Origin of the sequence: Hydrocarboniphaga effusa AP103 (assembly GCF_000271305.1) — a bacterium.
Taxonomy (GTDB): Bacteria; Pseudomonadota; Gammaproteobacteria; order Nevskiales; family Nevskiaceae; genus Hydrocarboniphaga; species Hydrocarboniphaga effusa.
Map to the genome: position 1 here is coordinate 1,646,126 of NZ_AKGD01000001.1, position 13,028 is coordinate 1,659,153.

The 13,028-nt window shown below is 63.2% G+C and carries 8 protein-coding genes and 1 CRISPR repeat array (1 of these 9 cut by a window edge); all 8 genes read left to right on the forward strand.

All coding sequences use genetic code 11. From position 1 onward, the window contains the following. Positions 1–22 precede the first annotated feature (22 nt). The 8 genes from WQQ_RS07275 (at position 23) to cas2 (ending at position 11,419) form a co-directional block, all read left to right on the forward strand. On the forward strand, positions 23–1,075 hold the full coding sequence (locus WQQ_RS07275) for a succinylglutamate desuccinylase/aspartoacylase family protein (RefSeq protein ID WP_007184466.1): 1,053 nt from the start codon (positions 23–25) through the stop codon (positions 1,073–1,075). 214 nt (positions 1,076–1,289) lie between these two features. Then, positions 1,290–3,839 (forward strand): type I-G CRISPR-associated helicase/endonuclease Cas3g, encoded by a 2,550-nt coding sequence (gene cas3g / locus WQQ_RS07280; protein ID WP_040453176.1) that lies wholly within the window; start codon positions 1,290–1,292, stop codon positions 3,837–3,839. Next, the gene (locus WQQ_RS07285) at positions 3,836–4,348 is read left to right on the forward strand and encodes a nucleotidyl transferase AbiEii/AbiGii toxin family protein (protein WP_007184468.1); all 513 of its coding nucleotides are present in this window, start codon (positions 3,836–3,838) and stop codon (positions 4,346–4,348) included. Before cas3g ends, WQQ_RS07285 begins: the two co-directional genes overlap by 4 nt. Continuing rightward, on the forward strand, positions 4,341–6,785 hold the full coding sequence (cas8g1, locus tag WQQ_RS07290; protein ID WP_007184469.1) for a type I-G CRISPR-associated protein Cas8g1/Csx17: 2,445 nt from the start codon (positions 4,341–4,343) through the stop codon (positions 6,783–6,785). The genes WQQ_RS07285 and cas8g1 overlap by 8 nt, the downstream gene beginning before the upstream one ends. 21 nt (positions 6,786–6,806) lie before the next feature. Further along, positions 6,807–7,811: a type I-G CRISPR-associated RAMP protein Csb1/Cas7g gene (cas7g, locus tag WQQ_RS07295; RefSeq protein WP_007184470.1), complete on the forward strand. Its 1,005-nt coding sequence runs from the start codon at positions 6,807–6,809 to the stop codon at positions 7,809–7,811. A gap of 12 nt (positions 7,812–7,823) precedes the next feature. Then, positions 7,824–9,401, forward strand: a complete 1,578-nt coding sequence (csb2, locus tag WQQ_RS07300) for a type I-G CRISPR-associated protein Csb2 (RefSeq protein WP_007184471.1) — start codon at positions 7,824–7,826, stop codon at positions 9,399–9,401. Between the two features lie 12 nt (positions 9,402–9,413). After that, positions 9,414–11,126, forward strand: a complete 1,713-nt coding sequence (locus tag WQQ_RS07305) for a CRISPR-associated endonuclease Cas4/Cas1 (RefSeq protein ID WP_007184472.1) — start codon at positions 9,414–9,416, stop codon at positions 11,124–11,126. Then, complete coding sequence (cas2, locus tag WQQ_RS07310; protein ID WP_007184473.1) at positions 11,123–11,419, forward strand: CRISPR-associated endonuclease Cas2; 297 nt, start codon at positions 11,123–11,125, stop codon at positions 11,417–11,419. Before WQQ_RS07305 ends, cas2 begins: the two co-directional genes overlap by 4 nt. A 224-nt stretch (positions 11,420–11,643) precedes the next feature. Beyond that, positions 11,644–13,028: a CRISPR direct-repeat array (repeat unit 36 nt; unit sequence GTGATCTGCGGCTTCATGCCGCAGCTCCTTTGAAGC); it runs 6,954 nt beyond the window's last position.

A 13,028-nucleotide genomic window follows, 5' to 3' on the forward strand; every position in this document is an offset into this window, starting at 1 on the left:
TGATGCGCGCTACCATTCGCGCATGACCCGCTCGATCGATCCCGCCACGCCGTTCGCCATCGGCGACGCCCGCATCGCGGCCGGCGAACGGCGCAGCGTCGAGCTGCCCATCGCCACGCTCTACAACAGCGCGCCTGTTGCGCTGCCGGTGGTCGTGCACCGCGGGCTCAAGCCGGGGCCGACCGCGTTCGTCAGCGCGGCCTTGCATGGCGACGAGATCATCGGCGTCGAAATCATTCGCCGCCTGCTCAAGCTGCCGGTGCTCGACGAACTCGCGGGCACCCTGCTCGCGGTGCCCGTCGTCAACGTAATGGCGTTCCTGCACCAGTCGCGCTACCTGCCTGACCGGCGCGATCTCAACCGCAGCTTTCCGGGCAGCGAATCGGGCTCGCTCGCGGCGCGCTTGGCGCACGTGTTCCTGCGCGAAGTCGTCGAACGCTCCGATTACGGCATCGACCTGCACACCGGCGCGATCCATCGCCCGAACCTGCCGCAGATTCGCGCCGACCTGCGCAACCCGGTCAACCTGCGCTTGGCGAAAGCCTTCGGCGCCCCGCTGCTGCTGAACTCCAAGCCGGCGCCCGGAACGCTGCGCGAGACCACCACCAAGCGCAATATTCCGGTGATCCTCTACGAATCCAGCGAAGCCCTGCGCTTCGACGAAACCGCGATCCGCATCGGCGTGCAAGGCGTGCTTAACGTGCTGCGTGAAACCGGCATGCTGCCGCCCGACGCCTCGGCCTGGAACGCGACCGAGCCGGTGCTCGCGCAGAAAAGCCGCTGGGTGCGCGCGCCATCGAGCGGCATCCTGCGAGCGCAGGTCGCCCTCGGCGATCACGTCGAAGCGGGTCAGACGCTCGGCATCGTCGGCGACCCGTTCGGCGGCAACGACTGGCCCGTCATCGCCGAAGACGAAGGGCTGGTGATCGGCAAACTGAGCCTGCCGCTCGTGCACGAAGGCGACGCCGTCTTCCACATCGCCCAGGTCGCCGAACCGCGCGAAGCCGCGATCGCGTTCTCGCAGCTGGAGGCAGCCACGCGGGACATCGAGTCGGACGAGCCGCCGATTGTTTGAGTCGTCTGCTGCGCGCTGCGCCGTGGATTTGTGACGTAGTTCCTGTTTCTATCGAATGACATCGTGCAGTCTTGTTCTCACTCAGCGCCACGATTCTTTTTTGATAGTTGTTTATCGACGATACCCCTCGGCTCCTTTGAAGCTTTTTCGATAGCTGGGTAATCGGCGAATATCTCCAGGGGCGTCAACGACAATGGGCGGGCATTGACGGGCGATGGATTACTCCGACTTCTTCACTCGGGCCACGTGCAGGAAACAAGGGCCATACCCCTACCAGCAGCGACTAGCCGAATCCGCCTGGCCCGACACCCTGAACGTGCCGACAGGTCTCGGCAAAACCGCTGCCGTCATCCTCGCCTGGCTCTGGAAGCGCGGCTGGCGCGCCGATGGAACGCGCGTCGATCCGCAAGCCGACACGCCGCGCCGGCTCGTCATCTGCCTGCCGATGCGCGTGCTGATCGAGCAGACCGAAGCCGAATGCAGACAATGGCTTCGTAACCTGCACTGCGAAGGCGAGCCCGGCGATGGCCGCGTCAGCGTGCACGTGCTCATGGGCGGCTCCGAAGACCTGGCCAAGCCGCTCTGGAGCGAACATCCCGAGCAAGACCAGATCCTGATCGGCACCCAGGACATGCTGCTGTCGCGCGCGCTCATGCGCGGCTACGGCATGAGCCGCTATCTGTGGCCCATTCACTTCGCGACGCTGCACAACGACGCGATGTGGGTGTTCGACGAAGTGCAGCTCATGGGGCCGGGCCTGGTCACGAGCGTGCAGCTCGATGCGTTCCGCCGCTCGCTGGGCACGGCGCGCAACAGCCGCAGCCTCTGGGTCTCGGCGACGCTCAATACGGCGTGGATGAAGACGGTCGATTTCGATCCGGCCGCGCTGACCCGCCTGACGCTGAGCGCCGAAGAACAGGCCTCGCCCGCGGTGCGCGAGCGCAGCGCCTCGATCAAGCCGCTCGCCCGATGCAAAATCCGGCTCGAAGGCGACACCAAAGCCACCGTCGGGGCTTACTTGAACGCACTCGCCGCGCAGGTTCTCGCGGCGCACACGGAGCAGCCCGCAAGCACGACGCTGGTCATTCTGAACACCGTCGAGCGTGCGCAAGGGCTTCATGACGCGCTGCTGGCTTCGCTCACGCCGAAGCCGGCCAAAGGGCGCAAGTCGCCATCGGCCGAGGCTGCGCCCGATGGCGACGCCCCGCAGTTGCTGCTCGTGCATTCGCGCTTTCGCTCCGCGGAACGTAGCGCGCGCAACAAGCAGTTGTGCGAAGTATCCGCATCCGCCAGCGGCCGCATCATCATCGCCACGCAGGCGATCGAGGCCGGCGTCGATCTTTCCGCGCGCCTGCTGTTCACCGAACTCGCGCCTTACGCCTCGATGGTGCAACGCTTCGGTCGCTGCAATCGCTACGGGGAATTCAACCAAGACGCCAGTGCGCGCATCGAATGGATCGACGTGGCGGACGCGAAACCGTACTCGTCCGATGAACTCGCCGTCGCACGCGACATGCTCAACGGTCTCGACAGTGCTTCGCCGGGCAGCTTGCAGAAGCCGCCCGACTCCACGCCGCTGCATCCGGTGCTGCGGCGCAAGGATTTTCTCGATCTGTTCAGCACCGAGGCCGATCTCTCGGGATTCGACATCGACATCGCGCAATACATTCGCGACACCGAAGATGCCGACGTCTTCCTGTTTTGGCGCGACTGGGCCGAACCTGCGGAAGCCAAGAAGCAGCTGCCGATGCAGCAGCAGGAACTTTGCCGCGCCGGGCTGCGCGCCGCGGCCGAACTGCTCGGACGGCGCGACATCAAGACCGGCGATGTCTATCTGTGGGACAGCCTGCAACGCCAGTGGACCGCGTTGTCCAATCCGGGCAAGGCGCGGCTGCGCCCCGGCATGAGCTTGATGATCCGCGCAAGCGTCGGCGGCTACTCGGCGGAGCGCGGCCTCTCGCCCGATCGCACCGCCGCTGTTTTGCCCGTCGACATCGACCGCTCGGCCGAAATCGCCATCGAAGCGATGTCCGACGAACACCGCAGCCTGCAGAGCAAAGCCGTCTCGTTGCCGGAGCATCTGGCCGACGTGGAACGGGCGGCTCAGAAGCTCTGCGCAGCGCTCGATGTGCCCGAATCCGCCGCCGTGGTTCGCGCAGCGCGCTGGCATGACGTGGGAAAGGCGCACGATGCGTTTCAGTCCATGATCAGAGCCGCGCATCGCAGCGCGAACGAGGACACGGAGCCGCTGGATACCCAGCAGTTCTGGGCGAAATCCGGCGGACGATCGAAGCGCCGCATCGCCGGCGTGCGCTGGACGCCACCGCGCTACGAAGCCGACGGCGTCGACCGGAAGCATTTTCGCCACGAGCTCGCATCCGCATTGGCCTGGATCGCCCGGCATGGCGACGCGCCCGATGCCGATCTCATCGCTTTTCTGATCGCTGCGCATCACGGCAAGGTCCGGCTCTCACTGCGTGCGCTGCCGGATGAAGCCGAACCCGAGGGTGAGCATGCGGGCAAGCTGTTCGCACGCGGAGTCTGGCAGGGCGACGAGCTTCCCGAGCTCGAATTCGCTGGCGAAAAGCTACCGAGAACTTCGCTGAGCCTGGAGCTCATGCGGCTCGGCGAGGGGCCGCAGGGCGCCTCTTGGGTCACGCGCACGCAAGCCTTGTTGAAAGCCTACGGCCCGTTCCGCCTGGCGTGGCTCGAAACGCTGGTACGTCTCGCCGACTGGCGCGCAACGCGCGAGGAGCAGCAATGAAGCTTCGCGCCTTCGAAGCGATCTCCCGCGCACTTTCCGAGAACGGCGTGCGCTACATCGTCGCGGGGGGTCTCGCCGTGAATGCGCATGGCTACTCGCGATTCACCGCCGACATCGATCTGGTCATCGCACTCGATGCGGGCAACATCGTCGCCGCCTTCGCGGCCATGTCCGCCGCCGGCTACGAGCCGAGCTTGCCGATCACCGCTGAGCAGTTCGCCAACACCAGCCTGCGCCAGCGCTGGATCGACGAGAAGGGCATGCGCGTGCTGAATTTCTTCAGCGGTGAGCATCCCGAAACATCGGTCGATGTCTTCGTGTATGAGCCTTTCGACTTCGAAGTGGAATTCGAGACGGCGATGCGGGGCGAGCTGCTGCCAGGCTTGCCGGTGCGCTTCGTCTGCATTCCGACACTGATCGCCATGAAGCGACAAGCCGGACGCGCACGCGATCTGGACGACATCCAGCACTTGCAGTGGATACTCGACGAGGAGCAAGGACATGGTTGATCCCGATCCTGATCACGTTGACGCTCGCGACTCCGACATCGACTGGTCCAAGGCCACGTTCGAAGGCAGCCGCCGCGAACAGCTGCGCCGAACGCGCGCGATGAGCCTGCGTCAGCGCCTCGAAGCGCTCGATGCGATGACGGACACGGCCTTGCACTTCCAGCAGCACAGCGTGCGGTACGCCCAGGCTTCGACCGAGAAAGCCTTGCAGGCGCGCGAACCCATGAAGCGCTACGAGCCACGCGCCGGCCGGGCATTCGTCGAACTGTCGGGCTGCTCACCGACCCCTTTGGCCGGCTACCTGAAAGCCCTTGCGATTCTGCGGCTGATCGCCGAAGCGCCCGAGCCGCACGGCGGCGATCCGGACGTGCGCGGCTTCTGGCGCGACGATCGCTTCGTGCTCGAGACGATGAGATCGAGGGAGGAGATTCGGCGCTTCTTTCTCGAAGCGTATGCGCCGACCCCGCTGGTGGCGCCGTGGAATGGGGGCAGCGGCTTCTATCCGAAGGATAATCGCACCGGCATCGAGGCGATGGCGAACTCGCAGACGCCGAGGCTCGCGGCGTATCGCGAGGCCATCTCGGTGGCGTCCCATGCCGTCGCCGCGCCGCAATTCAAGGAAAGCCCCAAGCTCGAAGACAAGGCCGGCTTCATCAAGCGCCTTCGCAACCTCGCGCCCGAAGGCCTGCTGCGCTGGATGGACGCCGCCGTCATCCTCGCCGGCGAAGATCCGCGTTATCCGCCCTTGCTCGGCACGGGAGGCAACGACGGGCGGCTCGACTTCACCAACAATTTCATGCAGCGGCTCGCGGAGCTGTTCGATCCGCAGTCGGGCGCCGTGCTCCCAGGCAGCGCAGAGGCGCTCGATTCCGCGCTGTTCGCCGAGCCTTCGCGCTGCCTGTCGGATCGGGCGATTGGACAGTTCGCGCCCGGCTCCGCGGGTGGACCCAACGCTACGACGGATTTCGAAGCCAGCGCCGGCATCAACACCTGGGATTTCGTACTGATGCTCGAAGGCGCGCTGCTGTTCGGCGCATCCGCGGCGCGACGCCTAGAATCGTCAGAGGCTGGCGTACTGTCCGCTCCATTCACCGTGCGCAGCCGTGCCGGCACGAGCGGCTCCGCGAGCGCCGCCGATGATGGCGACGCACGCGGCGAAATATGGATGCCGCTGTGGTCGGCACCGTTTGGCCTCGACGAGTTGCGCAGCCTGCTGTCGGAGGGCCGCGCCGCACTCAATGGCAAGCCGGCGCGCGACGGGCTCGATTTCGCTCGCGCGGTTGCGCATCTGGGCGTAGATCGCGGCATCAGCCAGTTTCAGCGCTACGGCTTCCTGATGCGCTCGGGCAAGGCGTTTCTGGCGACGCCCTTGGATCGCATCGAGGTCACGCGCAATGTGAATGCCGATCTGATCGACAATCTCGATCAACAAGGCTGGCTCTCATCCGTTCAACGACATGCGCGTGAAGACAGCGCGCCGAACGCCTTCCGCTCGGCTGCGCGGCAACTCGATACAGCGCTGTTTGCGATGACGCGACGCGCGGACAGCCACAGCGTGCAAACGGTACTGCGCTGCGTGGGGCGCATCGAATCGGCGCTGGGCTTGAGCGTGAAATCGCACGAGGCGGTACGCACACCCGCACCTCAGCTTTCCGCGAAGTGGCTCGAGCGAGCGGATGATCGCTCGGCGGAATTCAGCATTGCGCTCGCGCTCGCGGGCTTATCCCTGCGCAATGAGAAGGGACGCATCCTCGACTACCGCATGCACCGTGTCGGGGTCGGCGAGCCGCTGTACGGCAACGGCAATCGCGAATGGAAGCCGACTTCCGCTCATGCCGTCTGGGGCCCAGGAGCACTCACTCGCAACCTCGCCTCGATGCTGCATCGCCGCCGCCTCGATGCGCTGTCCATGCAGAGCGAAAGACAGACGCTGCAGAGTTACACCGGTACCCGTCGCCGCCACTTGCATGCGTTTCTGGCCGGCAAGACCGATGACGCGCGCATCGACGATCTGCTCGGCGGCCTGGCCTGCGTCAATCTGTACGGCGTACGCATGGGTGGCGAAGCGGGACGCGATGCGGTTCTTCCACCGGCGTTTGCGCTGCTCAAGCTGTTCTTTTCGTCGGAAGCACAGTTACAACGGATTGCGCCCGCTTGGTTGCCGGAAGACCGACCGCTCAACACGCCAGCCGAAATCTACAGCCGGCTCGCCGTCGGCCAGATCGCAAAGGCGGTCGAGATCGCCTGGAGCCGGCTCAAGGCCTACGACATCAAGCTGCCCGGCCGCGCACCTCCAGTCCCCGTCGTCTCACCGCAGGAACGCACACGCTGGCTCGCCGCGCTATGCGTTCCTCTCAGCGACTCCGAGCTTCGCAAACTGATCGCCACGCTGCCCTTCGAATCGAAGCTGCAATCCGAAACCAACGACGCCACCTGATCGCCATCAAGGAACCACCCGATGCCACTGAACTTCGACGCGCTCAAACACGCTCCGCGCCTGCTGCTGGAAGCCGAACTCGAACCGATCCAGGGCACGCGTTTTCAGCCCACGGGTTTCCCGAACCTGGGCCATGCGACCTACGACGGCCCAGGCGGCGACAAGCGCATGCTACTGGTCGAATCGGCACAGAGCATGGCGAACCGCCTCGAAGCGGTTTGCTGGGATCGCGACGCGGATGATTGGGTTACGCCGCTCAAGGGCTTGCCGCTCGTGAAGGTGCGAACGGCCAAGGACGAGCCACTGACCAACACCGTGCTCGAATCGCATCGCCTGAACTCACCGTACGTGCTCGAAGGCAAGGATCGCAGTGTGTTCGATCGCCTCAAGAGCGAGCTTGCGGGCATGGAAGAAGGGCCGGTCGACATCAAGCTGCTGGCGAGCGTGCTGCTCAAGCTCGATGCGAACGCCCTCATCCACGGCATATTTCTGGCCAAGTCCGAGCTCGCCGGGGGGCGCCTGCGCTTGCCGCGCGTGCTGTCGTCGTTCATCGAAGCCGAAGACGTACGTGAAGCGCAAAGCGGCGGCGTCAAGAACGACCACGTGAATCCATCGGGGGACACCGCGCGCGGCTTCGGCAACGTTCCGTTCGCGCGCACGGAGTTCACGTCGCCCAAGATCATCGCCTACTTCAATCTCGACCTCTCCCAGATTCGCGGCTTCGGTCTCGGCGATGCGGTGAGCACGCTGCTCATCGCGATCTCGCTTTACAAAATCCAGGCGCTGCTGCACTCCGGGTTGCGCCTGCGCACGGCCTGCGATCTAGAGGTCAAGGACAATGGCTTGTCGGTGAAGAGACCCAAGGGCTTCGAAGTTCCGAGCCTACCGGAATTGGAAGCATTGTTGCCGCAGCTCATCAAGAGCGTCGCAAGCGAGCAACAATGGCCGAGCGACCCGGTTACGACCTTGACATGGGAGCCGTCGGCGAAAGCCAAGAAAGACAAGGCGAACGAAGACAGCAACTGAGACCGCGCCTTCATGCTCGCCATCGCCTTTCAGTTCCCGGCCGGGCGCTATCACGCCACTCCCTGGGGACGACACGTCAACGAGGCCGACGTGGCCTGGCCGCCGGATCTGTGGAGGCTCAGCCGCGCGTTCATCGCGATCTGGCATCGAAAGCTCGCGCATGATGCGTTTCCACGCGAGCGGCTCGCCGACCTGCTTGCGGCGCTCGCAGAAGCAGCCCCGCCGTCGTACCGGCTTCCGCAGTCCGTCGTGCATGCGCACACTCGGCATTACATGCCCGGCAAGGGCGACAAGAAAACTTTGGTGTTCGACGCGTTCGCGCGGCTTTCGAGCGATGACGAGCTCGTGATGGCCTGGCCGGCACTCGAGTTGGCGTCGCCGCAACTCGAATTGCTCGACACCTTGCTCGAACATCTCGGCTATTTGGGGCGTGCGGAATCCTGGGTTCACGCGTTCCGAAAATCGCAGGTCGAGGACGACTATAACTGCAAGCCGATCGAACTCGGCTCGGGAGGCGAAGAAATCGTCGATCTGATGCTGCCTCGCCGACCGGCGGATTACGTGGAGTTCCGCTCGTCTCGATTCGCCGAGGCCGGCCTCGTGCCCGATACACGCGGGCGTATGCCCAAACTCGACGGCGTGCGGCGCAAACTCGTCGGCACACTTCCGGAAGATTGGCTCGATGCAGTCAGCGTCGATACCGGTACGCTGAAATCGGCAGGCTGGAATACGCCGCCTGGCTCGCGCCAGGTGCGCTACGGCCGGCCCGCACATGTGCTCGAGACGATCGGACGCAGTGCTGGCGGCAAGCGCACGCATTCGAACATCGACGACACTCGCAATCCGGCGCTTACCATCGCGCGCTATGCGCTCTATGGCAAGCCGCTACCGCGTATCGAAGATGCGATTCGAATCGGCGAAGCGGCACGTCTTGCAGCCATGCAAATCACCAAGCCCGAGTCACTGCCCGCAGAACTCTCCGGCCACAACCTGCCCGATGGCAGCTGCCACGGCCATGCCTTCTGGCTACCGGAAGATGCCGATCGCGATGGCTTCATCGACCATTTAATCGTGCACGCGCCCGACGGCTTGTCCGATCGATCACTACGCGTCTTGAATGAATTGAGACAGATTCGACGTGGCGAGCAGGACATGTTGCAGCTCATGCTCGAAGGCATCGGTTCCGCCAAACTGTTCGCGGCAGCAACGCCTTACGTCGCGCCGGGAACAGTTTGGGAAAGCGCGACCCCGTATCTGTTCCCTTGGCATCTGAAACCGCGCGAGTTGCGCTCGCGAGAAGCGAAGGAAGCGGCGGTCGAGGTACAGATTCGGCGCGAGTGGGAAGCGCGTTTCGGATCGCATGCGGTGATCGAGCGCATCGAGTTTATGCCCACGGTCAAACTCAAAGGGGGGAAGCGACTGCATAGTCTGCAATTCCATCGATTCCGCAAAAAGAAAACCGAAGTCATGCAGCCGGACACCTACGGTCAGCTGCTCAGGCTGTACTTTTCAAAGCCCATGCAAGGCCCGATCGCCTTGGGCTTCGGCTGTCACTTCGGTCTCGGCTTGTTCGGCCCACCTCAAGACTAAAAGGCGCACTCGATGGACGGTCAACAGCACGAACTCGCGTTGCCCTTCCCCGAACTCACGGGCGACCAGCCGCAGTTGCCCGCGCGCATGATCAACGAGTACGTGTACTGCCCCCGGCTCGCGTATCTCGAATGGGTGCAGGGCGAGTGGTCCGACTCCGGCGATACGGTGGATGGACGCAACAAGCACAAGCGCGTCGACAAGCCTGGCGCCGATTTGCCGTCACCTGCCGATGTCGAGCGGGGTGAACGCATCCACGCGCGCTCCGTGACGATCTCGTCGAACCGCCTCGGCCTCGTCGCGAAGATGGATCTGATCGAGGCCGAAGACGGCTTTGTGCAACCCGTCGATTACAAGCGCGGCAAGCGTCCGCACGTGGCGCGCGGCGCTTACGATCCGGAGCGGGTGCAGCTGTGTGTGCAAGCGCTGATCCTCGAAGAGCAGGGCTACAAATGCGAATCGGGCGTACTGTATTTCGTCGAATCGCGGGAGCGCGTACCGGTGGCTTTCGATGCGGAGCTGCGCGATCTCACGCTGTCTTCGATCCACGGCCTGCGTGGCGTGGCGCTCGGTGGTCGCATTCCGGCGCCGCTCGAAGATTCATCCAAGTGCCCGCGCTGCTCGCTCGTCGGCATTTGCCTGCCAGACGAAATCAACTTCCTTCGGCGACAGGACACGCCGCCGCGCCCGCTGGCCGTGAGCATCGAAGAATCACTGCCCGTATACGTGCAGGCGCGCAAGGCCAAGGTTGCCAAGGACGGAGAAAATCTCGAAATCACCATCGACGACAAGCTGGCCTCCAAGCCCCGGCTCGCCGAAGTTTCGCAGCTGATCCTGCACGGCAACATCTATGTGACGACGCCGACCTTGCACGAGCTCATGCAGCGGGAGATTCCGGTGGTCTGGCATAGCCACGGCGGCTGGTTCATCGGCTACACGGCGGGCATGGGCCACAAGAACGTGGAACTACGCATCGCTCAGCATCGCGGGGCCGAAGATGAGCGCGTGTGTCTGGCGCTGGCTAAAGGTTGGGTGCGCGCCAAGCTCGTCAATAGTCGGGTCATGCTGCGGCGCAATTGGCGCGGCTTGCAGTCCGTCGACCCGATGATGGCCCAGCTCGAACATTCGATTAAAACAGTGAATCGCGCGCGCAATCTCGACGAGCTGCGCGGTATCGAGGGTAATGGCGCAGCGATTTACTTTGGCTCCTTCGGCCAGTTGTTGAAGCGCGAAGCCGACAACGACGGTGTTTTCACGTTCGATTTCATGCAACGCAATCGACGACCGCCTGCCGATCCGGTCAACGCGCTGCTTTCGTTCGCATACTCGATGCTGGCTCGAACACTGACGATCACGGCGACGACGGTCGGCTTCGATGCTTATCGCGGCTACTACCATCAACCTCGCTATGGACGCCCCGCACTGGCACTGGATTTGATGGAGCCGTTCCGCCCGCTGATCGCGGATTCCGCCGTGATCCAGGCGATCAACAATGGAGAAGTCCGACCAACGGATTTCATCGGCGGCTCGGGACGTGTCAATCTTTCGGACGAGGGTCGCAAGCGATTCATCGCCACGTTCGAGCGCCGACTATCGCAGGAGATCACGCACCCGCTGTTCGGCTACAAGCTCAGCTATCGACGCCTGCTCGAACTGCAATGTCGCTTGCTGGGACGATTCTTGCTCGGAGAATTGCAGGAAAACCCGAACTTCACCACGCGATGAAGACCCACGAACATCTATACGTCATCAGCTACGACATCGGCGACCAGAAGCGCTGGCGCCGCTTGTTCAAGCTTATGCATGGCTACGGCGAATGGCTGCAACTGTCGGTGTTCCAATGCCGCCTTTCGGAGCGCCGCCATGCCGAACTCGTCGGACTCATCAACGGCATCATCATCGACGGCCAGGACCACGTCATGATGCTCGACCTGGGGCCGGCAGACAGCGTAAAGCCTCGCGTGGTCAGCTTGGGCAAGACGTTCGAGGCCGTCAGGCGAGAACCGATCGTAGTCTGAGCATGGCTCGCCTCGGTCAGCCTATGCCGTCTTTTCGCGAGCGCTCTTATGGTGTCGTTTTACCCAGACAGCGCTCGCAGCCTGTAATGCTCTTTAAAAACATGATGTTGTTAGCGGCCGGGCGCCGCTGTCTGTCGACACCGAGCCCCTCGGAACGCTATCGTCCGCCAGCGCTCGCAAATTTGAACCAGCGCCCGGCAAGATCAAAGGCTTCAGATCAGGCCGTGATCTGCGGCTTCATGCCGCAGCTCCTTTGAAGCCTGCAAGACGTGCAGCGGCGTTCCGTTCTGAGCATGGTGATCTGCGGCTTCATGCCGCAGCTCCTTTGAAGCTAGGCAGAGACACGCTAAGGAGCTTCGTTCTAGGACGCGTGATCTGCGGCTTCATGCCGCAGCTCCTTTGAAGCTGTGGATGCTAACTCGGCTGCTGACTCGCACATGGCGGGTGATCTGCGGCTTCATGCCGCAGCTCCTTTGAAGCCGTGCCCTCGCAATGCAGCGATGGGATTGACAATGAGTGATCTGCGGCTTCATGCCGCAGCTCCTTTGAAGCGCTACCGCCATGTGCGAGTCAGCAGCCGAGTTAGCATGTGATCTGCGGCTTCATGCCGCAGCTCCTTTGAAGCTTTCTTCTCGCGTTGCTCGCTACGGGTGCTGAGGCTCGGGTGATCTGCGGCTTCATGCCGCAGCTCCTTTGAAGCAGCGATGGCAAGGGTTCGTCCGAAACGATCATCGTCGATGTGATCTGCGGCTTCATGCCGCAGCTCCTTTGAAGCCCGACGAACCACTTGACGCCAGTGACCAGAACCTTGTGATCTGCGGCTTCATGCCGCAGCTCCTTTGAAGCCCCTTGCAGTGCGAAGTCGAGTTCGAACGCTTGAGCGGTGATCTGCGGCTTCATGCCGCAGCTCCTTTGAAGCGTGTATCAACGCACTGCATCCGACGGGACTCCCGGGTGTGATCTGCGGCTTCATGCCGCAGCTCCTTTGAAGCAAGAGCTTTCCATTGATTATGCTGCCCCCCTGAAACGTGATCTGCGGCTTCATGCCGCAGCTCCTTTGAAGCATTCGTCGAGCCCTAAGGCAATCCACAGGTGCCCCAGGTGATCTGCGGCTTCATGCCGCAGCTCCTTTGAAGCCCTGGCGCAGAACTGTGTGCGCGGGCAGCTTCGAGAGGTGATCTGCGGCTTCATGCCGCAGCTCCTTTGAAGCAAGAACCCTCTGGCATTGCTGCATCAGCACAATCACGTGATCTGCGGCTTCATGCCGCAGCTCCTTTGAAGCATGAGCCCATCCACAACAAAACACCTGATTCCTGCGTGATCTGCGGCTTCATGCCGCAGCTCCTTTGAAGCTCGGCTGCTCCTGCTCGCGCTGTTGCTCGATCGCGGCGTGATCTGCGGCTTCATGCCGCAGCTCCTTTGAAGCCGAAGGCTTTCTCGGGTCCGCGATAGCCGCAGCCTTGTGATCTGCGGCTTCATGCCGCAGCTCCTTTGAAGCATCGCCGATGTCGTTCGCCCGAGTCTTTGCACCCGGTGATCTGCGGCTTCATGCCGCAGCTCCTTTGAAGCGGCGGCCTGGTGGCGCTGAGCCGGATCGAGAATCCGGTGA